Source organism: Sphingomonas sp. Leaf5 (assembly GCF_001421155.1).
Classification (GTDB): Bacteria; Pseudomonadota; Alphaproteobacteria; order Sphingomonadales; family Sphingomonadaceae; genus Sphingomonas.
Genome location: NZ_LMJZ01000001.1, coordinates 742199 through 765000 on the forward strand (window position 1 = coordinate 742199; position 22802 = coordinate 765000).

Annotated in this window: 24 protein-coding genes (1 of these 24 cut by a window edge); 11 read left to right on the forward strand and 13 right to left on the reverse strand. The window is 66.4% G+C overall.

The genetic code is table 11. The annotated features are described in order from the left end of the window. Window positions 1–29 precede the first annotated feature (29 nt). From ASE50_RS03425 to gltB, 3 genes are read left to right on the forward strand one after another with little or no spacing between them, the layout of a single operon-like run. On the forward strand, window positions 30–1475 hold the full coding sequence (locus ASE50_RS03425; protein ID WP_056395450.1) for an NAD(P)-dependent oxidoreductase: 1446 nt from the start codon (window positions 30–32) through the stop codon (window positions 1473–1475). Next, window positions 1472–2056, forward strand: a complete 585-nt coding sequence (locus ASE50_RS03430; RefSeq protein WP_082438742.1) for a DUF2059 domain-containing protein — start codon at window positions 1472–1474, stop codon at window positions 2054–2056. The genes ASE50_RS03425 and ASE50_RS03430 overlap by 4 nt, the downstream gene beginning before the upstream one ends. Then, window positions 2053–6585 (forward strand): glutamate synthase large subunit, encoded by a 4533-nt coding sequence (gene gltB, locus ASE50_RS03435; RefSeq protein WP_056395456.1) that lies wholly within the window; start codon window positions 2053–2055, stop codon window positions 6583–6585. The genes ASE50_RS03430 and gltB overlap by 4 nt, the downstream gene beginning before the upstream one ends. Before the next feature lie 65 nt (window positions 6586–6650). Here gltB and ASE50_RS03440 read toward each other — a convergent pair whose 3' ends face one another. Beyond that, complete coding sequence (locus ASE50_RS03440) at window positions 6651–7214, reverse strand: hypothetical protein (protein ID WP_156347263.1); 564 nt, start codon at window positions 7212–7214, stop codon at window positions 6651–6653. 45 nt (window positions 7215–7259) lie between these two features. Here ASE50_RS03440 and ASE50_RS03445 point away from each other — a divergent pair, with 45 nt between their 5' ends. Then, a complete protein-coding gene (locus ASE50_RS03445) occupies window positions 7260–7931 on the forward strand; it encodes a glutathione S-transferase family protein (protein ID WP_056395461.1) in 672 nt (223 codons plus the stop codon). A 466-nt stretch (window positions 7932–8397) separates the two neighbouring features. Here ASE50_RS03445 and rpoN read toward each other — a convergent pair whose 3' ends face one another. The 6 genes from rpoN to ASE50_RS03475 all read right to left on the reverse strand — a co-directional run bounded on the left by rpoN (window position 8398) and on the right by ASE50_RS03475 (window position 13486). Next, window positions 8398–9879 (reverse strand): RNA polymerase factor sigma-54, encoded by a 1482-nt coding sequence (rpoN, locus tag ASE50_RS03450; RefSeq protein ID WP_056395473.1) that lies wholly within the window; start codon window positions 9877–9879, stop codon window positions 8398–8400. 5 nt (window positions 9880–9884) lie between these two features. Then, window positions 9885–10670, reverse strand: a complete 786-nt coding sequence (lptB, locus tag ASE50_RS03455) for an LPS export ABC transporter ATP-binding protein (protein WP_055998417.1) — start codon at window positions 10668–10670, stop codon at window positions 9885–9887. 168 nt (window positions 10671–10838) lie between these two features. Beyond that, window positions 10839–11384, reverse strand: a complete 546-nt coding sequence (locus tag ASE50_RS03460) for an LptA/OstA family protein (RefSeq protein ID WP_082438743.1) — start codon at window positions 11382–11384, stop codon at window positions 10839–10841. A 5-nt stretch (window positions 11385–11389) separates the two neighbouring features. Beyond that, on the reverse strand, window positions 11390–12028 hold the full coding sequence (lptC, locus tag ASE50_RS03465) for an LPS export ABC transporter periplasmic protein LptC (protein WP_056395476.1): 639 nt from the start codon (window positions 12026–12028) through the stop codon (window positions 11390–11392). Window positions 12029–12037: 9 nt separating this feature from the next. After that, on the reverse strand, window positions 12038–12658 hold the full coding sequence (locus ASE50_RS03470; RefSeq protein WP_056395479.1) for a ribonuclease D: 621 nt from the start codon (window positions 12656–12658) through the stop codon (window positions 12038–12040). Window positions 12659–12667: 9 nt separating this feature from the next. After that, complete coding sequence (locus tag ASE50_RS03475; protein WP_056395483.1) at window positions 12668–13486, reverse strand: TerC family protein; 819 nt, start codon at window positions 13484–13486, stop codon at window positions 12668–12670. 217 nt (window positions 13487–13703) lie between these two features. Between ASE50_RS03475 and ASE50_RS19645 the strand changes: the two genes are divergently transcribed. Further along, entirely contained in the window at window positions 13704–14558 is an 855-nt protein-coding gene (locus tag ASE50_RS19645; RefSeq protein ID WP_056395487.1) for a cold-shock protein, read from the forward strand. A 94-nt stretch (window positions 14559–14652) separates the two neighbouring features. Next, window positions 14653–15009 carry a bleomycin resistance protein gene (locus ASE50_RS03485; protein ID WP_056395491.1) on the forward strand — a complete coding sequence of 119 codons (357 nt, stop codon included), beginning with the start codon at window positions 14653–14655 and terminating at the stop codon, window positions 15007–15009. An 80-nt stretch (window positions 15010–15089) separates the two neighbouring features. Here ASE50_RS03485 and ASE50_RS18445 read toward each other — a convergent pair whose 3' ends face one another. Then, on the reverse strand, window positions 15090–15356 hold the full coding sequence (locus tag ASE50_RS18445; protein WP_156347264.1) for a hypothetical protein: 267 nt from the start codon (window positions 15354–15356) through the stop codon (window positions 15090–15092). A 286-nt stretch (window positions 15357–15642) separates the two neighbouring features. On the opposite strand from ASE50_RS18445, the gene ASE50_RS03495 reads away from it, so the two are divergent. Together ASE50_RS03495 and ASE50_RS03500 are read left to right on the forward strand one after the other, a co-directional pair. Further along, on the forward strand, window positions 15643–16593 hold the full coding sequence (locus tag ASE50_RS03495; protein WP_056395499.1) for a glutathione S-transferase family protein: 951 nt from the start codon (window positions 15643–15645) through the stop codon (window positions 16591–16593). A gap of 31 nt (window positions 16594–16624) precedes the next feature. Next, a complete protein-coding gene (locus ASE50_RS03500) occupies window positions 16625–17434 on the forward strand; it encodes a glutaminyl-peptide cyclotransferase (RefSeq protein ID WP_235512118.1) in 810 nt (269 codons plus the stop codon). Between the two features lie 102 nt (window positions 17435–17536). Here ASE50_RS03500 and ASE50_RS03505 read toward each other — a convergent pair whose 3' ends face one another. The 4 genes from ASE50_RS03505 to ASE50_RS03520 form a co-directional block, all read right to left on the reverse strand. After that, complete coding sequence (locus ASE50_RS03505; RefSeq protein ID WP_056395502.1) at window positions 17537–19147, reverse strand: cisplatin damage response ATP-dependent DNA ligase; 1611 nt, start codon at window positions 19145–19147, stop codon at window positions 17537–17539. Window positions 19148–19194: 47 nt separating this feature from the next. Then, the gene (locus ASE50_RS03510; protein ID WP_055998447.1) at window positions 19195–19686 is read right to left on the reverse strand and encodes a Dps family protein; all 492 of its coding nucleotides are present in this window, start codon (window positions 19684–19686) and stop codon (window positions 19195–19197) included. A gap of 107 nt (window positions 19687–19793) precedes the next feature. After that, on the reverse strand, window positions 19794–20354 hold the full coding sequence (locus tag ASE50_RS03515; protein WP_056395505.1) for a TMEM165/GDT1 family protein: 561 nt from the start codon (window positions 20352–20354) through the stop codon (window positions 19794–19796). 12 nt (window positions 20355–20366) lie between these two features. Next, window positions 20367–20651 carry a hypothetical protein gene (locus ASE50_RS03520; RefSeq protein WP_055998452.1) on the reverse strand — a complete coding sequence of 95 codons (285 nt, stop codon included), beginning with the start codon at window positions 20649–20651 and terminating at the stop codon, window positions 20367–20369. Between the two features lie 180 nt (window positions 20652–20831). Here ASE50_RS03520 and rpmG point away from each other — a divergent pair, with 180 nt between their 5' ends. After that, entirely contained in the window at window positions 20832–20999 is a 168-nt protein-coding gene (rpmG, locus tag ASE50_RS03525; protein WP_055757016.1) for a 50S ribosomal protein L33, read from the forward strand. A gap of 345 nt (window positions 21000–21344) precedes the next feature. On the opposite strand, the gene ASE50_RS03530 is transcribed toward rpmG, so the two are convergent. Further along, complete coding sequence (locus ASE50_RS03530; protein ID WP_056395508.1) at window positions 21345–21647, reverse strand: hypothetical protein; 303 nt, start codon at window positions 21645–21647, stop codon at window positions 21345–21347. Window positions 21648–21733: 86 nt separating this feature from the next. Here ASE50_RS03530 and ASE50_RS03535 point away from each other — a divergent pair, with 86 nt between their 5' ends. Both ASE50_RS03535 and ASE50_RS03540 read left to right on the forward strand, forming a co-directional pair. After that, a complete protein-coding gene (locus ASE50_RS03535) occupies window positions 21734–22156 on the forward strand; it encodes a CBS domain-containing protein (protein WP_055998465.1) in 423 nt (140 codons plus the stop codon). A gap of 56 nt (window positions 22157–22212) precedes the next feature. Then, on the forward strand, window positions 22213–22802 hold the 5' portion of the coding sequence (locus ASE50_RS03540) for a hypothetical protein (RefSeq protein ID WP_056395512.1). 343 nt of this gene lie beyond the right edge of the window; the window shows 590 of its 933 coding nt (coding positions 1–590); it begins with the start codon at window positions 22213–22215; the stop codon falls past the right edge of the window.

The window sequence follows — 22802 nt, forward strand, 5'->3', positions numbered from 1 at the left end:
ATATGCTTTCCAAACCATCGGAGGGCATCATGGCCGATCAAGCAATGCTGAAGTTCGTTTCGCGTCCCCAAGCCTATCCGGCAAAGCGGGAAGCCGAATTGCGTGCGGAAGACTTCCGCGAGATCGCGGAGCGCTACGCTCCGCCGACCGCCGAGGATCAGGCGGGGCGCTGCTCGCAATGCGGCGTCCCCTATTGCTCGGTCCATTGTCCGCTGCACAATCATATTCCCGACTGGCTGCGCCTGACCGCCGAAGGGCGGTTGCAGGAAGCGTATCAGCTGTCGAACAGCACCTCGACCATGCCCGAAATCTGCGGCCGCATCTGTCCGCAGGACCGGCTGTGCGAGGGCAATTGCGTCATCGAATTTTCGGGCCATGGCGCGGTCACGATCGGGTCGGTCGAGAAATTCATCACCGACACCGCATGGGAAAATGGCTGGGTCGAGCCGGTTGCGGTCGGGCCGGCGCGTGGCGCATCGGTCGGGATCATCGGTGCGGGGCCGGCGGGGCTGGCAGCGGCCGAATGGCTGCGCAACCTCGGCTATGAGGTCCACGTCTATGACCGGTACGACCGCGCGGGCGGGCTGCTGACCTATGGCATTCCCGGCTTCAAGCTGGAAAAGCCGGTGGTGATGCGCCGGGTCGAGCGGTTGAAGGAAGGCGGCATCGTCTTTCACGAAGGGTTCGAGGTCGGCCGCGATGCCAAGCTCGACGAGCTGCGGGCAAAACACGACGCGATCCTGATCGCGACCGGCGTCTACAAGCCGCGCGCGATCAAGGCACCCGGCGTCGGCAGCGGCGGCGTGGTCGATGCGCTCGATTATCTGACGACGTCGAACAAAATCGGCTTCGGCGACAGCGTGCCGGCCTATGACGACGGCTCGCTCAATGCGGCGGGTAAGCATGTCGTCGTCGTCGGCGGCGGCGATACCGCGATGGACTGCGTCCGCACTGCGATCCGCCAGGGGGCGAAGTCGGTGAAGTGCCTCTATCGCCGCGACCGCGCCAACATGCCGGGATCGCAGCGCGAGGTCGCCAATGCCGAGGAAGAGGGCGTCGAGTTCGTCTGGCTCTCCGCCCCCGCCGCGTTCGACGATCGCGACGGACAGGTCGTGCAGGTCCGTGCGACGGGGATGCGCCTCGGCGCGCCCGACGCATCGGGCCGCCGTGCGCCGGAAACCGATCCGGGCAACGAGTTCGTTCTCGATGCCGATCTGGTGGTGAAGGCGCTGGGCTTCGATGCCGAGGATCTGCCGACGCTGTTCGATGCGCCGGAGCTGGGGGTGACCCGTTGGGGCACGGTGCGCGTCGACGGCAAGTCGATGATGACCTCGCTCGACGGCGTGTTCGCGGCAGGCGATATCGTGCGTGGCGCATCGCTGGTCGTATGGGCGATCCGTGATGGGCGCGACGTGACCGACCGGATGCACGCGTATCTGAAGGCGAAGGCCAAGGCGGCGAAGGTGGCGGCGTGAAGGCGCTCCTCGCAGCTGCAGTTTTTCTGATGCCGGCGATTGCGACGGCTCAAGCCCCTGCAACGCCTGCTGCCGCTACCGCCATTGAACCTGCACGACTTGCAGCGGCCAAACGGGTCGTGGACGCGGTGTTTCCGGCAGCGCAGCGAGCGCAGATGATGGAGGCGCTGGTCGGGAGCATCAGCAACGCGATGCTCGGAAGCTTCCAGCAACAGCCCGATATTGCCCGAATGATTAAAACGGAACCGCGCTCCCGGCCGGTATTCGAACGGTTCATCGCACGACAGCAGGCGAAGACCGCGGCAACGATAAAGGCAAACCTGCCCGGCATGGTCGATGCCATGTCGAACGCCTATGCGCGTCGCTTCACGGAAGCGCAGCTCAAGGAAATGCAGACCTTCTTCGAAACGCCGACGGGGCGCGTCTATGTCGCGCAGTCGATGACGATCATGTCCGACCCGGATGTCGCGGCATGGCAAGCGAAGGTGCAGAGCGAAAGCATCGCGACACTTGGCACCGACGCGAAAGAATTTGTTCAGGAACTGATGGCGCTCGCGCCAGCCAAGGAGGCAAAGCAATGACCGACATGACCTCCGAACGCCTCCGCCTCGCCACCGAAGGCATGTACCGCCCCGAATATGAGGGCGACGCTTGTGGCGTGGGCATGATCGCCGCGACCGATGGCAAGCCGTCGCGCCGGGTCGTCCAGTCGGCGATCGATGCGCTGCGCGCCGTGTGGCACCGGGGCGCGGTCGATGCCGATGGCAAGACGGGCGATGGTGCCGGCATCCATGTCGACCTGCCGCACCGTTTCTTCGACGACGCGATCGCTGCGTCGGGGCACAAGCCGCTGCATGCGCGGCTCGCGGTCGGCATGGTGTTCATGCCGCGCACCGATCTGGGTGCGCAGGAAACCTGCCGGACGCTGGTCGAATCGGAGATCATCGAGGCGGGCTGGTCGATCTATGGCTGGCGGCAGGTGCCGGTCGACGTGTCGGTGATCGGCATGAAGGCGCAGGCGACCCGTCCCGAGATCGAGCAGATCATGATCGCCGGCCCCGCGCCCGAGGACATGGACGAGGCCGAGTTCGAGAAGAACCTGTATCTGGTCCGCAGGCGTATCGAAAAGCGGATCATCGCCGCACAGATCACCGGTTTCTATTTCTGTTCGCTGTCGTGCCGCTCGATCATCTACAAGGGGCTGTTCCTTGCCGAGAGCCTGTCGGATTTCTATCCCGACCTGACCGACGAACGCTTCGAATCGCGCGTCGCGATCTTTCACCAGCGTTATTCGACCAACACCTTCCCGCAATGGTGGCTGGCGCAGCCGTTCCGCTGCCTTGCCCATAATGGCGAGGTCAACACGATCCGCGGCAACAAGAACTGGATGCTCAGCCACGAGATCAAGATGGCGAGCATCGCGTTCGGCGAACGGTCGGAGGACATCAAGCCGGTGATCCCGGCCGGCGCGTCGGACACGGCGGCGCTGGACGCGGTGTTCGAGACGATCTGTCGTTCGGGTCGTGACGCGCCGACCGCCAAGCTGATGCTGGTACCCGAGGCGTGGCAGGGCGCGGCGGACATGCCCGAAGCGCATACCGCGATGTATGACTATCTGGCGAGCGTGATGGAGCCATGGGACGGCCCGGCGGCGCTGGCGATGACCGATGGCCGCTGGGCGGTCGCGGGGCTGGACCGCAACGCGCTGCGGCCGCTGCGTTACACGATCACCGGTGACGGGTTGCTGATCGTCGGGTCGGAAGCGGGCATGGTCCCGGTCGCCGAGGCGACGGTGGTCGAGAAGGGGCGACTGGGGCCAGGCGAGATGCTCGCCGTCGATCTGAGCGAGGGCAAGCTCTACAAGGATCGCGCGATCAAGGACAAGATCGCGGGTGAGGCGGACTATGCCGCGATGACCGGCAAGTTCCTGACGATCGACGACCTGCCCGCCGCCAGCGCCGAACCGCTCCGCTACGACCGGGCCGAACTGGCGCGGCGGCAGGTGTGCGCCGGACAGACGCTGGAGGACATGGAGCTGATCCTGTCGCCGATGGTCGAAGGGGCCAAGGAAGCGATCGGATCGATGGGCGACGATACGCCGCTGGCGGTCATCTCCGACAAGCCGCGCCTCATCAGCCATTTCTTCCGCCAGAATTTCAGCCAGGTCACCAACCCGCCGATCGATCCGCTGCGGGAGCGGTACGTCATGTCGCTCAAGACGCGGTTCGGCAATCTTGCCAACATCCTCGACGCGGCCGACCGCGGAAATGCGGTGCTGGTGCTCGACAGCCCGGTGCTGACCAACACCGACTGGCTGCGGCTTAAAGGCCATTTCGGCACGCAGGCGGCGGAGATCGACTGCACCTTCCCGGCGGGTGAGGGGCCGGAGGCGCTGCGCGCCGCCATCGCCCGCATCCGGGCACAGGCCGAACAGGCGGTGCGCGAAGGGCGCAGCGAGCTGTTCCTGACCGACGAGCATCTCGACGCGACCAAGGTGCCGATCGCCGGCGTGCTGGCGGCGGCGGCGGTGCATACGCATCTGGTCCGCAAGGGGCTGCGCTCCTACGCATCGATCAACGTGCGGTCGTCCGAATGCCTCGACACCCATTATTATGCGGTGCTGATCGGGGTCGGCGCGACGACGGTGAACGCCTATCTGGCCGAAGCCGCCATCGCCGATCGCCATGCGCGCGGGCTGTTCGGGGAGATCGGCATGGACGAGGCGCTGAAGCGCCATCGTACCGCGATCGACGAAGGGCTGCTGAAAATCCTGTCGAAGATGGGGATCGCGGTGATCTCCAGCTATCGCGGCGGCTATAATTTCGAGGCGGTGGGATTGAGCCGCGCGCTGGTCAACGACTTCTTCCCCGGCATGCCCGCCAAGATTTCGGGCGAGGGCTATCATTCGCTGCACGTCAACGCGACCGAACGGCATGAAGCGGCATTCGACACGGCGGTGGCGACGCTGCCGATCGGCGGCTTCTATCGCCAGCGTGGCGGCGGCGAGGCGCATGCCTATTCGGCGCAGCTGATGCACCTGTTGCAGACGGCGGTCGCGACCGACAGCTATTCGACCTACATGCAGTTCTCGCGCGGGGTCCGCGACCTGCCGCCGGTCTATCTGCGCGACGTGCTGGAGTTCAACTTCCCGGAAACCGGCGTGGCGATCGATCAGGTCGAGGCGATCACCGAGATCCGCAAGCGGTTCGTGACGCCGGGCATGTCGCTCGGCGCGTTGAGCCCCGAAGCGCATGAGACGCTGGCGATCGCGATGAACCGGATCGGCGCGAAGGCGGTGTCGGGTGAGGGCGGCGAGGATTCGATCCGCTATCAGCCATATGAGAATGGCGACAACGGCAATTCGGTCATCAAGCAGGTGGCGTCGGGCCGGTTCGGCGTCACCGCCGAATATCTCAACGCCTGCGACGAGATCGAGATCAAGGTCGCGCAGGGGGCCAAGCCCGGCGAGGGCGGACAGTTGCCCGGCTTCAAGGTGACCGAGTTCATCGCCAAGCTGCGCCATGCGACGCCGGGGGTGACCCTCATCAGCCCACCGCCGCACCACGACATCTATTCGATCGAGGATCTGGCGCAGCTGATCTATGATCTGAAGCAGATCAACCCGAAGGCGCGGGTGTGCGTGAAGCTCGTGTCGTCGGCCGGGATCGGCACGGTGGCGGCGGGCGTGGCGAAGGCGCATGCCGACGTCATTCTGGTGTCGGGCCATGTCGGCGGGACCGGGGCGTCCCCACAGACGTCGATCAAATATGCCGGCACGCCGTGGGAAATGGGGCTGTCGGAGGTCAACCAGACGCTGACGCTGAACGGCCTGCGTGGTCGGGTAGTGCTGCGCACCGACGGCGGCCTCAAGACCGGGCGCGACATCGTCGCCGCCGCGATTCTGGGGGCCGAAGAGTTCGGCATCGGCACGCTGTCGCTGGTGGCGATGGGCTGCATCATGGTGCGCCAGTGCCACAGCAACACCTGCCCGGTCGGCGTGTGCGTGCAGGACGAGCGGCTGCGCGCCAAGTTCACGGGGACCCCGGAAAAGGTCATCAACCTGATGACCTTCATCGCCGAGGAAGTGCGCGAGATCCTGTCGCGTCTGGGCGTCCGCAGCCTGAACGACGTGGTCGGGCGGACCGAGTTCCTGCGGCAGGTCAGCCGCGGGGCCGAGCATCTCGACGATCTCGACCTGAACCCGATCCTCGCGAAGGTCGATGCCGACGAGAGCGAGCGGCGGTTCAGCCTGTCGACCTTCCGCAACGAAGTGCCCGACAGCCTCGATGCGCAGATGATCAAGGATGCGGCGGCGGTCTTCTCCCGCGGGGAGAAGATGCAGCTGACCTATTCGGTGCGCAACACCCACCGCGCGGTCGGCACCCGGCTGTCGTCGGAGATCACCCGCACGTTCGGCATGTCGAAGCTGGCCGATGGCCATGTCACGGTGCGGCTGCGCGGCAGTGCCGGGCAGAGCCTCGGCGCGTTCCTGTGCAAGGGCATCAAGCTGGAAGTGTTCGGCGACGCCAACGACTATGTCGGCAAGGGGTTGTCGGGCGGCACGATCATCGTGCGGCCGATGGTGTCGTCGCCGCTGCGCAGCCACGAGAATACGATCGTCGGCAATACCGTGCTGTACGGCGCGACCAGCGGCAAGCTGTTCGCGGCGGGGCAGGCGGGCGAGCGTTTCGCGGTCCGCAATTCGGGCGCGACCGTGGTGGTCGAGGGCTGTGGCGCCAATGGCTGCGAATATATGACCGGCGGTGTCGCGGTGGTGCTGGGGCGGACCGGCACGAATTTCGGGGCGGGCATGACCGGCGGCATGGCGTTCATCTACGACCATGACGCCAGCTTCGAACGCAACCACAATCCGGAGAACATCACGCTCCACCGGCTGGGATCGGCGCATTGGGAAGGGGTGCTGAAGGATCTGATCGCCCAGCATCATGCCGCCACCGACAGCAAATGGTCGGGCGCGATCCTCGAGGATTGGGACCGGTGCAAGGGTCGGTTCTGGCAGGTGGTGCCGAAGGAAATGCTGACGCGGCTGCCGCACCAGTTGCTCGACGATGCGGCGGGGGAACCGGGACAGGCGGTCGCCGCCGCCTGAACCAGCGCGCCGCGACGGTTGGTCGATCGTCGCGGCGTCGCGCTATCGTCGGGTCGCGTCCGCCGTCAGGACAGATGCCGACCGGTCCGGCGGCGTACGGAGATCCAGCCGAACGCGGTGTAGACCGTCAGCGCCCACCAGCCGCCATCGGTGACGAACAGATAGGCGATGCCGATCGCCGCCAGCGCCAAGGCGGTGAGCAGCGCGAGCCCGGTCGGCAGCGCGGCCGCCAGCAGCACCGCGCCCGTGACCGTCGCCACCACCGCCTGAACCCCGAGCCACGCATAGGAACCGGACACGCCCAGCGATCCGATCGCCGGCAGCTTGACCGTCGCGAAGCCGCGCATCGCATTGGGAAAGGCGTCGGCGGCGAGATGCAGGCCGATGCCGATCGCGAGACCGGCCATCACCGGTCGCCAGCGGCGCGTGATCAGCGCCAGTGCGAGGGGCAGCAGCGAATGGGTCAGGCCGCTGCGATGGCCGATCGGCAGCCACAGGTCGAGATCGGGCAGGGTGGTGCCCGCGATCCCGGCACACATCGCCGCCGCGGCGTGGACGATCGGCCGGGGCGAGGCGCGCGCCAGCAGGATCGCGGCCGTCAGCCAGACCAGAGCAATCAGCAATCCCACACGAATCCCCTTCCGCGCCGTCGCCGTGCCGCCTAACACGACGGGATGTGGCAGCTTCTGCAATTCCCGTTATGTCCCTTCTCGCGCAAGGTCCGTCTGCTGCTGGCGGAGAAGAGCATCGGCTATCAGCCGGTGCGCGAATCGCCATGGACGCGGCGGGACGAGTTCCTGCACCTGAACCCGGCCGGACAGACGCCGGTGATGATCGACGAGCAGGCCGGTATCCGCCTGATCGATTCGATGGCGATCTGCGAATATATCGAGGAAACGGGCGACAAGCCGGCGATGCTGAACGGCAGCGCCGCCGACCGCGCCGAACAGCGGCGGCTGGTGACGTGGTTCGACACGCAATTCTATCGCGAGATCACCGGACCGCTGCTGATGGAGCGGATGGAAAAGCGCATCGTCCATCGCCAGACGCCCGACACGCGCGTCCTGCGCGAGGCGATGAAGGCGGCGGTCGAGCATCTCGATTACATCGATTATCTGCTCGACCATCGGCAATGGATCGGCGGGGCGACGATGAGTCTCGCCGATCTGGCGGCGGCGGCGCAGATTTCGATCGCGGACTATCTGGGCGGGATCGACTTCAAGACGCACGACCTGGCGAAGCGTTGGTATGTCGGCATGAAGAGCCGACCGAGTTTCCGGCCGCTGCTCGCCGAGCGGATGGAAGGCGTGCCGCCGCCGGCCGATTATGAGAAGCTGGACGTTTAGGGCCAGCCTTCGTCCTTGTTCCGGCTCCGTTGGGTTCGAGTAGCGATCGAGCCTGTCGAGAGCGCGTATCGAGAACGAAGTTCCGCGAGTGCGACCTTTAACAATTACCGTGCGATCGCCCTCACCCTTCCGGCGCTTCGCGCCTCCTTCCCTCTCCCGCCGGGAGAGGGAAGGGGCCCGCCCGGAGTAGCCGGGTGGGAAGGGTGAGGGTGACTTATCGTTCGCAAGCGCGTTCTCGACGGACGCTTCTCGACAGGCTCGAAGCTGCTCGAACCGAACGGGTGGGAGCGGGGTCGGGCCGTGGGATTACAGCGGCTTAATGGTTTTGCGCCGGTCAAAGGTCACAAAGGTCACACTCGTACGCGTTTCGCGATCGGCGTGACCTAGCCCGGTCGCGGGACGGCGGGATCGACGGTGGGAAAGAGCGCCGGCGACCCTGCCACCCGCTGCTGCCTGTAGGAAAGCGTTAGCGGCCGAGCGCCTTTTGCCGGCGGCGCTGGACCGAGGAGCCCAGCCCGATCGCCTCGCGATATTTCGCCACCGTCCGCCGTGCGATGTCGAAGCCCTTCGCATTCAGCAGTTCGACCAGCGTGTCGTCGGACAGGATCTTTTTCGGGTCTTCGGCGGCGATCAGGCTGCGGATCGCTTCCTTGACCGCGAGCGCCGACACCGCCTCGCCGCCATCGGCCGACTGGATGGCGGAGGTGAAGAAATACTTCATCTCGAACAGCCCGCGCGGGCAGGACAGATATTTGTTCGAGGTCACCCGGCTGACCGTCGATTCGTGCATCTCGATCGCCTCGGCGATCCGCGCGAGCGTCAGCGGACGGAGATGGGCGACGCCCTGGCGAAAGAACGCCTCCTGCTGCTTCACGATCTCGGTCGCGACCTTCAGGATGGTGCGCTGCCGCTGGTCGAGCGCCTTCACCAGCCAGTTGGCGCTGGCGAGACAGTCGGACAGCCATGCCTTGGACGATTTGGTGCCGTTTGCATTGAGTTCGGCGAAATAGTCACGATTGACCAGTACGCGCGGCAGGGTCGCGCCGTTGATCTCGACCGCCCAGCCATCGCCGCGCGGGGCCACGAACAGGTCGGGGACGACCGACTGGGCGCGTTCGCCGCCGAAGCGGCAGCCGGGTTTGGGATCATAGCCGCGCAACTCGCGGATCATGTCGGTCAGGTCTTCGTCGTCGACCTCGCAGATTCGGCGCAACTGCGGCAGCGCGCCGCGCGCGAGCAGGTCGAGATGATCGAGCAGCCGCGCCATGCACGGATCGTAGCGGTCGACCTCGCGCGCCTGAATCGCGAGACATTCGGCAAGGCTGCGCGCGCCGACGCCGCTGGGGTCGAAGGTCTGGACGATGCCCAGCACCGCTTCGACGCGGGCGAGCGGTACGCCGAGGCGGTTGGCGATGTCGAGCAGCGATCCCGACAGATAACCGCAATCGTCGATCTGATCGATGATCGCGCTGGCGATGAACAGGTCGGCCCCGGCGACGCAGGCCCCGGCCTGTTGCAGCAGATGGTCGATCAGCGAGATGTCGGCGCTGGCCAGCGCGTCGAGATCGGGGGCATCCTCGAACCCGCCGGCACCGGTCGCGGCAAGGCCGAGACCGCCGTCGAGCGAGCCGACCCCGTCCGACGCGCTGTCATGATGGAAGGTTTCGCCGAGATCGAGGTCGAGCGATTCGCCGCTCGCCGCGCCCAGCCCCAGCAGTTCGTCGGACCCAGCAGGGTCGCCGGCCGCGACCGGATCGGCCGCTTCGGTCGCCGGGCCGTCATCGTCACTGCCGCCCGATTCGAGCAGCGGGTTCTTTTCGATCTCCTCGGCAAGGAACCCTTCGATTTCGAGATTCGACAGCGCGAGCAGGCGGATCGCCTGCTGCAACTGTGGCGTCATCACCAGCGATTGCGACTGGCGCAGGTCGAGGCGAGGCGCGAGGCTCATCGTGGTTAGAGTTCGAACCCTTCGCCGAGATACAGGCGGCGGACATTGGCGTCGGCGACCAGTTCGGACGGCGAACCGGCGAACAACACCCGTCCGTCATAGATGATATAGGCGCGGTCGACGATTTCGAGCGTCTCGCGGACATTGTGGTCGGTGATGAGCACGCCAATGCCGCGCGATTTGAGCTGGATCACCAGATCGCGAATGTCGGCGATCGAAATCGGATCGATGCCGGCAAAGGGTTCGTCGAGCAGGATGATCGTCGGATTGGCCGCCAGCGCGCGCGCGATTTCCGCGCGCCGCCGCTCGCCGCCCGACAGGGCCATGGCGGATGCGGTGCGCAGCCGGGTGAGGCCGAATTCGTCGAGCAGCTGTTCGAGTCGCGCCGCGCGCGTCACCTTGTCCGGTTCGGCCAGTTCGAGCACGGCGAGGATGTTCTTTTCCACCGACAGCCCGCGAAAGATCGACGTTTCCTGCGGCAGATAGCCAAGGCCGAGGATCGCGCGGCGATACATGGGCAGCGCCGTGATATCCTCGCCGTCCAGCAGGATGCGGCCGGCATCGGGCTTTACGAGGCCCATCGCCGAATAGAAGCTGGTCGTCTTGCCCGCGCCGTTGGGGCCGAGCAGGCCGACGACCTCGCCACGCCCCACCGACATCGACACGTCGGACAGCACGACGCGCTTGTCATAGGATTTGGCGATCGACACGACCGACAGCCCCCGGTCGGAGGGGCGTTCGTGCACGGGGACAGCGTCGGCGCTGCGGGACAACAGGGTGGTGTCGGTCATCGGCAGCGTCCTGATCGCATGGCAGTGGTTACCGTACCGTTAGGACGGAACGACTGGCAGGAATATTGCATGAAAGCGGCGGTGGCGGAAGGTCCGATCGCCGGCCGGCGCAGGTTATGCGATGAATGCAGGCTTAATCGTCACCGGCGGGGCAAACGCGCCGGACGCTTAATTCCGCTTGGGAACCGAGAACCGCCCCGTCACGCGACCGCCGCTCTGCTGGACCGCCCCGCCCGGCGCGGCGGTGGTGCCGACGCCCGACCCATCGATCGTCGCGCGACCGGTGTCGAGGTCGATCGACAGCCGCCCGCCGGTCAGCGTGTTGGCCCCCTGCGTCAGCTGCACGCCGCCGATCATCGTCACCACGCGGCGATTGACGTCGTAAACGGCAAAGCGCGACTTCGCGGTCTGGTCAGGGCGGGTGACGGTGACGTTGCCGGTCGCGTCCATGCGCGATGCCTGCGGCGAGGCACCTTCGGTGACCTGCCCGACATAGGCGACGACGACGCGGTCGGCGGTGAGCGTCATGGTCGACTGGCGAATGGTCACGCCGCCGCTCAGGACGGCGCGGTTGGCGCGATCCTGCAATTCGATCGCGTTCGCCGAAAAATCGATCGGCGCGTTCGAGTTATGCCGCATCTGTGCCGGGGCCGATCCCGCGATGGCGAGGAGGCCGAAGGTGGCGGCAAGGCCCGGAAGCGCGTGGCGAATCATCGCGGCTATTTCGTGCGTGCCGGGTCGATACGCAAGCGGGCATTGCCGGTCAGCCGCACGGTGCGCGCTTCGAGATCGGCGTCGAGCCGGTCGCCGCTGAACGTTCCCATCGAAGTGGTGCCGGTGACCGCGCTGCCGCTTTGCAGGCGGCGGGTCTTGAGATCGACGGTCGCGTCGTTGGTGTCGAGCGCATAGCCGTCCGCCGCGCGGAAGCGGATCGGGCCGTTCACCGTGACCTGTTCGGCCTGCATGTCATAGCGGCCCCGCGGTGCCGTCAGCCGCGCGGGACCATCGGGCAGGCGGATGGCGGCGGCCAGTTCCTGCAGCTGCACCACCGGTTCGGCCGAGCTTTTCTGCACCGCCGACCCGGCATCGATGACGAAGGGCTGGCCCTTGGCATCCTGTCCGCGATATTCGGCGGCGCGCAGGCGCATCCGTTCCTGCGCGACGGCGACCTTGTTCTTGTCGAGCACGAAGCTGGTGTCGCCGCGCATGAACAGCGGGGCCATCACCAGAAACGCCGCCAGCACGCCGATGCCGATCGGCAGCACGACCATCAGGAATCCGATCAGCCGGTCATGCGCGCTGCCCGGCGCTGCACGGCGTTGCCGGCGCGAGCGTTCCTGGCGGGCGATTTCCGACATCCTCTACCCCTACATGTGCGCGAAGATATCGGTCTCGGGCCAGCCGGCGAGATCGAGGGCGGCACGGTGCGGCAGGAAATCGAAACACGCCTGCGCCAGATCGGTGCGCCCCTCGCGGGCCAGCCGCTTCGCCAGTTCCTCGCGCAGCGCGTGGAGGAAGCGGACGTCGGAGGCGGCATAATCGCGCTGCGCATCGGACAGCACCGGCCCGCCCCAGTCCGACGATTGCTGCTGCTTGGACAGATCCTGCCCCAGCAGTTCGCGGACCAGTTCTTTCAGGCCGTGGCGATCGGTGTAGGTGCGGACCAGCCGCGACGCGATCTTGGTGCAGAATACCGGGCCGGCGGTGACGCCCAGATAATGCTGGATCGCGGCAAGGTCGAACCGGCCGAAATGATAGAGCTTCACCCGCGCCGGATCGGCCAGCACCGCCTTCAGGTTCGGCGCGGCATAGTCGCTGCCGGGATTGAAGCGGACCAGATGCTGGTTCTCGCCGCCATCGGACAGCTGCACGACGCACAGCCGGTCGCGCGGGGTGATCAGGCCCATCGTCTCGGTATCGACGGCGATGTCGGCACCGGGGGCGAACACGTCGGCCGGCAGATCTTCTTCGTGGAAATAAACGCTCATCGGTTGCGCCTAGCGGTTGGAAGCCTCGCGCTCAATGGCTTCCCTGGCCATGCGCTTCTTGGTCTTCGATCGGCGCGAGACGATGTTGAGCGTCTCGACCCCGGCGGAGAATGCCATCGCGGCATAGATATAGCCCTTGGGCACGTGCACGCCGAAGCCGTCTGCGATCAGCACCGCGCCGATCATCAGCAGAAAACCGAGCGCGAGCATGACGACGGTCGGGTTGGCGTTGATGAAGCGCGCCAGCGGATCGGCGGCGACCAGCATGATGCCGACGGTGACGATCACCGCGGCCATCATGATCGGCACCTCGTCGGTCATGCCGACCGCGGTCAGGATCGAATCGATCGAGAACACCATATCGAGCGCGACGATCTGCGCGATCGCCGAACCGAGCCCGAGGGCGGCCTTGCCCTTCTTGTCGAGCGCGTCGCCGGTGGGTTCGTCGTCCATCGTGTGATGGATTTCCTTCGTCGCCTTCCACACCAGGAACAGCCCGCCGACGATCAGGATAAGGTCGCGCCACGAAAAGGCGGTTTCGAAGCTCGGCCGGCCATAGCCGTCGGGCGACCCCTGAATGCCGAGGTCGAACACCGGAGTCGTCAGCGAGACGATGAACGCGATCATCGACAACAGCAGTAGCCGCATGACCAGCGCGAGGCCGATCCCGATTCGCCGCGCCAGTTGTTGCTGATGGGCCGGCAACTTGTTCGACAGAATCGAAATGAAGATCAGGTTGTCGATGCCGAGCACGACTTCCAGTACGACCAGCGTGAAGAATGCGGCCCACGCCGTCGGGTCGGCGATCAGCGCCATGATGGTGTCCATCGGGCGATTCTGTGCCGTCTTCGCCACATAATCGCAAGATAATCGCCATGATCGCGGCGACAGGAACGATTGCAGCGGCGAAATTCGTTTGGGACCGCGCGCTTTTACGCTATGCAGGGATGTGGCACCCGGCTTGGCGGTGCCCGGACACCTGCGTTTTTCGCTCGGCGCTTGGGTTTAGAATGAAGTTGGGCGAACCAGGAAGACGAACAGGGCAATGAGTTTCGATCGAGGACGGCGCGGCGAGCGCGGTGGGCGCGGCAGGGACAAGCGCGACGGTTTTGGTGACGAAGGCGGCGGCAGCAGCTACGGCGGCGGCGGCTTCGGCGGCGATCGCGGTGGCTTCGGCGGCGGTGGATTTGGCGGCGGCGGCTTTGGCGGCGGCGGCAGCAGCTACGGTGATCGTGGCGGCGGTGGCGGCTTCGGTGGCGGCGGCGGCGGTTTCCGTGGCGGCGGTGGCGGCGGCTTCGGCGGCGGCGGTGGCGGCTTCGGTGGTGGCGGCGGCGGCGGTGGCCGCGGCATGCCCCCGCAGGTCGTCGGCGAAGCGACCGGTGTCGTAAAGTTCTTCAACGCGCAGAAGGGCTTCGGTTTCGTCGTCCGTGATGATGGCGGCGAAGACGTGTTCGTGCACATCTCGGCCGTCGAACAGGCCGGGCTGAGCGCGCTGGCCGAAGGGCAGCCGATGGGCTTCACGCTCGTCGATCGCGGCGGCCGCATCTCGGCGACCGATCTGAAGATCGACGGCGAACCGATGGCCGTGACCGGCGGTGGCGCACCGCGCGAAGCACGTGAACCTCGTGATGCCGGCCCCCGTGGCGGCGCAGGCGGCGGCATGGGCGGCCCGCAGCGTCAGCTGACCGGCGAACGCGCCAGCGGCGTCGTGAAGTTCTTCAACGCGATGAAGGGCTTCGGCTTCATTCAGCGCGACGATGGACAGCCGGACGCATTCGTCCACATCTCGGCCGTCGAGCGCGCGGGTCTCCCGACGCTCAACGAAGGCGATCGTCTCGAGTTCGAACTCGAGGTCGATCGTCGCGGCAAGCATGCCGCGGTGAACCTCAACAAGCTCTGAGGTTCGCGCTTCGGCGACAGGAAAGCGGCCGGTCACTCGCAAGGGTGGCCGGCCTTTTTCGTTTCGAGGAACCCCGTACGGGATCGGGCATCCGATGGATCTGGCGACACCCAATTTGCCGTCGCGCGACTTCGCGGTGACATCGGCCTTTTTCGCCGCGCTCGGATTTGACGAGGCATGGCGCGACCCGACCTGGATGATCCTCGAACGCGGATCGCTGACGCTCGAATTCTTTCCGTGGCCCGATTTCGATCCGGCGACGAGCGGCTATGGCAGTTGCCTGCGGCTCGACGATCTCGACGCATTTTACGCGGTCGCGCAGGCGGCGGGGATCGCGGAAAAACCGACCGGTTTTCCCCGACTGCAACCGGCACGCGAGCAGAACGGCCTGCGGATCGGCGCGTTGCTCGATCCCGATGGGTCATTGTTGCGGCTGATCCAGAATCCCTGAGCGGACGGTCGTCCTACGGGGCCGGCGTTCTCGACACGCTCGAAGCTGCTGCGACCGACGAACATGACGGCGTCGGAAGGTTAGGGTCGGCGATAGCCGAGCCGATAGGTTACCCCGCCTGCGCAGAGACCGGCGAGACAATAGCCAAGAAAGTCGAGCGGTTCGTCGAACCAGCGGGTGCCAGGATCGCCGATGATCGCCATCACCGCCCCGATCAGGCCACCGGCGATCAACCCGAAGCGCAGAGCGTCGCCGCGGCGCTGTCGTCCCGATCGCATCGCGCAATGCCATAGCGGCAGCCCGAGCAGCAGGCAGATCGGCACGGCGATGATGCTGAACAGCGACAACTGGACCAGTCCGGCGAGGGGACAGGCGGCGACTGGTGCATGGTCGACTGCTTCTTGCAGCGCCGAGGAGTTGCCCGAAAGCGGGATGGGGAAACCGACAAGGTTTGATCGGATCGACGGCCGCGTCCGATTCCCGCTGCGGATCAGGAGCGGGCTAACTGACGGATGCGCGCCGGTCCCTCGCCGCTTCACATCCTCTCGATCGAAATCGCTCCGTTCGGCGAATCGAGGCTGATCGGAAATCGGCCGCCCTGCGTTGCATGGCCGAATAGCGAAAGGATCGTCGATGGGCATGTTGCAGCACGGGGTTTGGACCAACGACACGCCGGTCGCACCGACCGACGAATCGGGCAATTTCCAGCGGGCGGAGAGCGGGTTTCGCGACTGGCTGACCCGCAATGGCGATGCGGGGCCGGAGGGGCAGCGCGGTATTCCGGCGGAAGCGGGGCGCTATCATCTGTATGTCAGCCTCGCCTGCCCGTGGGCGCATCGGACGCTGGTTGTGCGCACGCTGAAAGGTTTGCAGGATTTGCTGCCGGTGACGGTGGTCGGGCCGTTGATGGGTGCGCAGGGATGGAGCTTTGCGGAGGCGTTCGGCGGTAACGGCGATCCGGTCAACGGCGTCGATCATCTGCACCAGCTCTATACGCTCGCCGATCCCGACATGACCGGCAAGGTCACCGTGCCGGTGCTGTGGGACAAGGCCGAACGGCGGATCGTGAACAACGAATCGTCGGACATCCTCCGGATGCTGAACACCGCGTTCGACGATCTTGGCGCGACGCCGGGCGATTATTATCCGGCGGCGCTGCGCGGCGAGATCGATGCGGTCAACGACCGCGTCTATGCGAGCGTCAACAACGGCGTCTATCGCGCGGGCTTCGCGACGACGCAGGCCGCGTATGACGACGCGGTCGCCGCGCTGTTCGACTCGCTCGACTGGCTGGAGGACCGGCTGACGGGCGAATGGCTGGTCGGCGACCGGCTGACCGAGGCGGATATCCGGTTGTTCACCACGCTGGTGCGATTCGACCCGGTGTATCACGGGCATTTCAAATGCAATGTCCGACGCCTGCTCGACTATCCACGGCTGCGCGCGCTGACCGAACGGATCGCGGCATTGCCGGGCGTCATGGACACGATCGATCTCGACCAGATCAAGACGCACTATTATCGCAGTCACAAGGATATCAATCCGACCGGAATCGTGCCCGCCGGCCCGGCGGTACCCTTCTGACGGTTCAGCAACGGGCAAGGCGGATGCGAGGATGACGACGACGATGATCCGCTGGTTGATGCCCCTGAGCCTGGCGCTCGCCACCGCCGCGTCCGCGCAGACCGGCGCCCCCCCGCTTGCGCCGGTGCAGCTGGTCCCGGTCGAGGGGATTTCGGCGCGGATCGTCGCGCGCTATCCGCATGATCGCACCGCCTTCACGCAGGGACTGGTGTGGCATGACGGGGCGCTGTTCGAGAGTACCGGACAGCCCGGCGTATCCGATGTGCGGCGGGTCAATCTGGCCGACGGCAAGGTGCTGGCGCGCGCCCGGCTGCCGGGGGAGCAGTTCGGCGAAGGGCTTGCAGTCGACGGGCAGCTGCTGGTCAGCCTGACGTGGATGGACGGCATCGCCCATCGCTGGAACGCCAAGACGCTGAAGGCGGTCGGCACCGCGCGCTATGCCGGGGAGGGCTGGGGACTGGCGAGCGACGGCGAGTCGCTGATCCTGTCGGACGGGACGCCGACGCTGCGCTTCCTCGACCCCAAGACGTTCAGGGAGCGGCGACGGGTGACGATCACCGCCAATGGCCGCCCGGTGCATAACCTGAACGAGCTGGAGATGATCGACGGCAAGCTGTGGGGCAATATCTGGCACCGCGACTATATCGTGCGGATCGATCCGGCGACGGGGGCGGTCGACGGGCTGGTCGATCTTGCACCGCTGCGCGCGGAACTGGGGGCGCTTGATCCGGAGGCGGTGTTGAACGGGATCGCATGGGACGCGGGGACCAAGCGGCTGTTCGTTACGGGCAAATGGTGGCCGATGCTGTTCGAGATCGCGTTGGAGCCGGTGGCGGGGTGATCCGCAGGCTTGCGATGACGGGATTCCACGGTCGCAGGAAGCGACGGTTGTGGCGCGGGGCTCTGGACCCCTGCCTACACGGGGGTACGACAAAGTCAGGGTTCAGCTCACCAGTTTCAGCAGCGTCGCGACGTGATCGGCCTCGGCCGCGGGTTTGTCGGTGCGGATGCGGTTGATCCGGGGGAAGCGCATCGCGACCCCCGATTTATGGCGTTTCGATGCGTGGATCGAATCGAACGCGACTTCGAAGACCAGGGTCTTCTCCACCTCGCGAACCGGACCGAAGCGCTGCACGGTATGCTGGCGGACGAAGCGGTCGAGATCCTTCAATTCGGCATCGGTGAAGCCCGAATAGGCCTTGCCCACCGGCAGCAATTCGCCGCCTTCGGCCGGGTCGCCGGTCCAGCAGCCGAAGGTGTAGTCGGAATAGAAGGACGATCGCTTGCCGCTGCCGCGCTGGGCGTACATCATCACGCAGTCGGCGACGAGCGGATCGCGTTTCCATTTATACCACAGCCCGACGCGACGGCCGGCGACATAGGGCGAGTCGCGCCGCTTGAGCATGACGCCCTCGATCGCGGCGTCGCGGGCACCGCTGCGGATATTGGCGAGCGCGTCGAAATCGGCGGCGTCGATCAGGCGCGACAGGTCGAAGACGGTCGGGTCGAGCCGCGGCACGAAGGTTTCGAGCCGGGCGCGGCGGGCGGTCCATGGCTGCTCGCGCAGATCCTCGCTGTCGTCGAACAGGATGTCGTAGAGGCGAACGAAGGCGGGATAGTCGGCCAGCATCGCCTTCGACACGACTTTCCGCCCGAGCCGCTGTTGCAGCGCGTTGAAGCTGGCGGCACCGGCATCGGCATGGACGCTCGCGCCCTGTCCATCGCCGCGCACCAGCAATTCGCCGTCGAGCACGCCGGGTGTGCGGAAGGCGGCGGCGACTTCGGGAAAGGCGGCGGTGATGTCGTCGCCGGCGCGGCTGTAGAGGCGCGTCTCGGCCCCGACATGGACCAGTTGTACCCGGATGCCGTCCCATTTCCATTCGGCGGCATAGTCGGCGAGGTCGACCACGCCGTCGTCGAGCGGGTGGGCGAGCATGAACGACCGGAACACCGGCAGGTCGGCGGCATGCGGCTGCTCGCCGCGCCCCTCCGCCCACGCGAAGAGTTCGGCATAGGGCGGGGCGAGGCCGTGCCACACTTCCTCGACCGCATCGACATCGAGCCCGAACGCCTGCGCCAGCGCAGTCTTGGCAAGCCGGGCGGAGACGCCGACGCGCAGCGCGCCGGTGGCGAGTTTCAGCAGCGCATAGCGTTCGTCGGATTCGAGCCGGTCGAGCATGTCGGCGAGCGCGCGCGGCGCATCGGAACGCGACAGGCTGGCGAGGCGGCTGACGACGGTGTCAAGCGTCAGCGGATCGGCATCATGGATCGTGCCGGGCGGCGGTTCGGGCCAGAGCAGCGCCACGGTTTCGGCGGTGTCGCCGACGAAATCGCGGCTCATGGCGAACAGGACGGGATCGGTGCGTTCGGTAATGAGCGCGCGGATCGTCGCCGATTTGACGGCGGGCAGGTCGAGATCGCCGGTCAGTGCCGCGATCGCCCAACCACGATCGGGATCGGGCGTATCGCGCAGATAGGTGCCGATCAGCGCCAGCTTGGCATTGCGCGACCGGGTGTAGATCAGGCGGTCGAGCAGATCGGCAAAGGCGCGCATCGGTTCATGCGGACGGGCGGGGCGGCAAGACCGCCCCGCGCACCCGATCAGCCCTTGCGAGCGGCTTCGAACAGGAACCAGGCGCGTTCCTCGGCCTGATCGATCCATTCGTCGGCAAGACTGCTGGTCGCGGTGTCGCCGGCATCCTCGGCAGCTTCGCGAGCTTCGCGGAAACGCTCGACCAGCTTCAGATTGTCGTCGCGCAGCTCGGCGAGCATGTCGTCGGGCTTTACGAAATCCTTGTCATTGTCCTTGATCGCGGCGCGGCGCGCGATGTCGCCGATCGAGCGCAGCGTGGTGTTGCCGGTCTTGCGCACGCGTTCGGCGATGACGTCGGTCACGGCGAGGATCTGCGAAGCCTGATCGTCAAGCATCAGGTGATAGTCGCGGAAATGCGGGCCGGAGACGTGCCAATGGAAGTTCTTCGTCTTCAGATACAGGGTGAAGCAATCGGCAAGCGCGGCGTTCAGCCCGTCGGCGACGGTCACCGTCTTGTTGTTGGGCAGGTCGGTGGGGGTGTCGAGCGCGGGGTTGGTCACGGGCAAAATCTCCGGCAGGATATGGTTCGGTTCAGCAACGATCGCGCTGGCGAATCTTTCCCGGCCGCGCCGCTCAAAAATCCGGTCGTGGTGATCGCCGGGGCAGATCACAGCAGGCGCAGCGCGCCGAGACCGAGGATCGCGCCGGTCAGGCCGAGCATCAGCGTCGCAATCGCGCGCACCGCGGCAAGCGGCAGCTTCAGCCAGTTGCGTTCACCGAGCGTCGCCGACGTCAGCAGCAGGATCGCGCCGGCCAGCGCACCCCCGACCGCGCCGGTCACGGGATCGGGGGTTCGCGCCACGAGCGCGAAGACGAGGAACTGGCTGCGGTCGCCAAGGGTCAGAACCGCCATGCCGAGCAGCCCGGTCAGGAACGGCGGCAGTCGCCAGTCGCCGAGGCGGTCCTTGATTCGCGCCGGAAACGGCACCGACGTCGCGGCGCCGATCAGCGCGACGGCGAGCATGAGGTCGCGGGCATTGGGGGTCAGGATCGGCGCGACCAGCATGCCGCCGATCGCGGCCAGCACGAAACCCGCCGCCTGTGCGACGATCGCGCCCCACAGTGCGCCGCGTCCCGACCGGTCGGACAGGATCGCGGCGAGCAGCGGTGGCCGGTCGCTCGCCCCGGCCAGCAGGACCGCGACGAACGCGGGGACGAGCGGGTCCATGTCGTTGCCGGATCAGTCGGCGAACCGCACCGTGCAGGCGGCGGCATAGGCCTGCGCCGTGGCGATGTCGCTGCGGCCGCAATGCATCGCTTCGCGGGCGAGCGCGGTCCATTCGCCGATCGACCGGCGTTCGCCCCGGGCGATCGCGGCGTCGACCACCGCAAGGATGCTGAGCGCGGGCAGACTCGATTCGGCGATGGCGATGGCGCGAATCGCCTCGATCTCCGCCAACGGACAGAGGCGATGCCCGACGCGTAGTGCCCGTTCCGCATCGATGTGCACTGACTCGATCCGCATCCTTACCTCCAACGCTTTGAATCCCAAGCTAGGATGCGATCGTTACGTTCCGATGAAGGCCGCTCGTCTTGACTTTGGCCGGGGATTGGCTCATGCGCCCACGTCTTGCAGCAGCCCCCGTGTGGCGGGCCGCTATTCATTGTCAATTCGCGGGCGTCAGGCCCAAGGGGTTTTTGGGTCATGGCAAAGCCGACCACCGTCAAGATCAAGCTCGTCAGCTCGGCCGATACCGGCTTCTTCTACGTCACCAAGAAGAACCCGCGCAACCAGACCGAAAAGCTGACCTTCCGCAAGTACGACCCGGTCGTGCGCAAGCATGTCGAGTTCAAGGAAGCGAAGATCAAGTAAGCCGCTCCGGTCCCGAGGGACCGGGCGTGTCGCTTGACGCTTTCCGCAAAACCCGCCGGACGTCGATGGGCGACCGGCGGGTTTTGCTGTGTTGGGGACGGATGCGTTGCGAGGCTTGCGAAGGGCGATCCGTCACCCGGACTTAATTATGACCTTTGCGAAAGTACCGAACGGCACCGGCGCTCCACCGTACCCCGGCGAAGGCCGGGGTCCAGTTGGGAAGGCTATTCCGTAGCGTGCCAGCGTCCCCCAACCGGGCCTCGGCCTTCGCCGGGGTACAGACCATCGAGAGTTGTGCAGAGGTCTCGGCTTTATCCGCGGCGACGTAGAGCCTGTAGCGGGGCCTTACCCCCGCCTGTCACGCCCCGGATCGCGATCGGCATTGAACGCGTCGACGGCGGCGTCATGGCCCGATCCGTTGCTCAGGAACACGAGCGCCATCAGCGCGCCGCCCAGCATCACCGAGAATCCGACGCCGGCCAGCGTCGCCGCGGCGATCACCCAGTTCATCGATCCGATCCACCACCAGATGCCGGCCAGCGCCAGCAGCGCGGCGACCGCCGAGATCGCTGCCATCACCCTGAGCAGCCAGCGAAATCGTCCCCAGGCGAACGCGGCATATTCTGGTTCGTCGAGATCGTTCGCCATGGCTTTCAAATGGCGGCGAAGCATGAAATTCTCAACCCATGGATGCGCCGGCGGGTCGGACCGGCGCACCGATGGAGGATAGGGCGATGACCATCGCGAAACTGTTGGGCAAGCGTGCGGTCGTATCGGTTGGAGCCGATCGAACGGTACGCGAGGTCGTGGCACTGCTGGCCGAGCATCGCATCGGGGCGGTACCGGTGCTGGAGGGGGCCGAGGTCGTCGGCATCTTTTCCGAACGTGACATGATCCACGCGCTGGTCGAACGCGGCGCGGACGCGCTCGACCTGACCGTGGCCGAACGGATGACCAGTCCGGCGATCACCGTCGATCCGGCGGCGTCGGTGCTGGGGGCGCTGTCGCTGATGACGCAGCGGCGCATCCGGCACCTGCCGGTGATCGACGCCGACCGGCTGGTCGGGTTCGTGTCGATCGGCGACCTCGTCAAATATCGCATCGACGGCATCGAGGCGGAGGCGAAGGCGATGCGCGACTATATCCAGCAGGGATAACGAACCCGGGCGCGCCGGTTGACGCGCGTTTAACCGGCGGCCGATAAGACGGCGTCATGGCCTCGCTCGGCGAACATCTCAACTGGCACTGGAAGCAATGGCGGCACCGCCGGCTGGCGCGCGGCATCCTTGCCACGCCGCCGGCGATGGTGCGCGACGACGGGGTGATCGTCTTTTCGATGATCGGCAGCGCGGTGCTGTTGCCCTATCTGGTCGCGGTCAAATCGCTGCTGCATCATTTGCGGCGCGGGCGCGTCGTGATCCTCGACGACGGCACGCTGACGGCCGCGGACAAGGCGGTGCTGGCCGCGCAGCTCGGCGACCTGCGAATCATCGCGATCGAGTCGGTCGCGACCGATCCGTGCCCTCGCCGCGATGTGTGGGAGCGGTTGCTGACGATCCTCGACCTGCGCGCCAACGACTATGTGATCCAGCTCGATTCGGACACGGTGACGCTGGGGCCGGTGCCCGAGGTCGCGGCGGCGATCGCGGCGGAACGCAGCTTCACCTTGCTGGGCGAAGCGGACGCCCGGTTGCTGCCGGTCGACGCGTTTGTCGCGACGCGCCGCCCGGTCGATCCGCTGTCGCCCGCCACCCATGTGCAGGATGCGTCGGAAGCGGTGCTGGGCCGGGTCGACCTGCCCGG

Coding starts and splice junctions, on each gene's coding strand:
- ASE50_RS03425 (WP_056395450.1), top strand. CDS start 30: ATGGCCGATCAAGCAATGCTGAAGTTCGTTTCGCGTCCCCAAGCCTAT.
- gltB (WP_056395456.1), top strand. CDS start 2,053: ATGACCGACATGACCTCCGAACGCCTCCGCCTCGCCACCGAAGGCATG.
- ASE50_RS03445 (WP_056395461.1), top strand. CDS start 7,260: ATGTGGCAGCTTCTGCAATTCCCGTTATGTCCCTTCTCGCGCAAGGTC.
- rpoN (WP_056395473.1), bottom strand. CDS start 9,879: ATGAGCCTCGCGCCTCGCCTCGACCTGCGCCAGTCGCAATCGCTGGTG.
- lptB (WP_055998417.1), bottom strand. CDS start 10,670: ATGACCGACACCACCCTGTTGTCCCGCAGCGCCGACGCTGTCCCCGTG.
- ASE50_RS03460 (WP_082438743.1), bottom strand. CDS start 11,384: ATGATTCGCCACGCGCTTCCGGGCCTTGCCGCCACCTTCGGCCTCCTC.
- lptC (WP_056395476.1), bottom strand. CDS start 12,028: ATGTCGGAAATCGCCCGCCAGGAACGCTCGCGCCGGCAACGCCGTGCA.
- ASE50_RS03470 (WP_056395479.1), bottom strand. CDS start 12,658: ATGAGCGTTTATTTCCACGAAGAAGATCTGCCGGCCGACGTGTTCGCC.
- ASE50_RS03475 (WP_056395483.1), bottom strand. CDS start 13,486: ATGGACACCATCATGGCGCTGATCGCCGACCCGACGGCGTGGGCCGCA.
- ASE50_RS19645 (WP_056395487.1), top strand. CDS start 13,704: ATGAGTTTCGATCGAGGACGGCGCGGCGAGCGCGGTGGGCGCGGCAGG.
- ASE50_RS03485 (WP_056395491.1), top strand. CDS start 14,653: ATGGATCTGGCGACACCCAATTTGCCGTCGCGCGACTTCGCGGTGACA.
- ASE50_RS03495 (WP_056395499.1), top strand. CDS start 15,643: ATGGGCATGTTGCAGCACGGGGTTTGGACCAACGACACGCCGGTCGCA.
- ASE50_RS03500 (WP_235512118.1), top strand. CDS start 16,625: ATGACGACGACGATGATCCGCTGGTTGATGCCCCTGAGCCTGGCGCTC.
- ASE50_RS03505 (WP_056395502.1), bottom strand. CDS start 19,147: ATGCGCGCCTTTGCCGATCTGCTCGACCGCCTGATCTACACCCGGTCG.
- ASE50_RS03515 (WP_056395505.1), bottom strand. CDS start 20,354: ATGGACCCGCTCGTCCCCGCGTTCGTCGCGGTCCTGCTGGCCGGGGCG.
- ASE50_RS03520 (WP_055998452.1), bottom strand. CDS start 20,651: ATGCGGATCGAGTCAGTGCACATCGATGCGGAACGGGCACTACGCGTC.
- rpmG (WP_055757016.1), top strand. CDS start 20,832: ATGGCAAAGCCGACCACCGTCAAGATCAAGCTCGTCAGCTCGGCCGAT.
- ASE50_RS03530 (WP_056395508.1), bottom strand. CDS start 21,647: ATGGCGAACGATCTCGACGAACCAGAATATGCCGCGTTCGCCTGGGGA.
- ASE50_RS03535 (WP_055998465.1), top strand. CDS start 21,734: ATGACCATCGCGAAACTGTTGGGCAAGCGTGCGGTCGTATCGGTTGGA.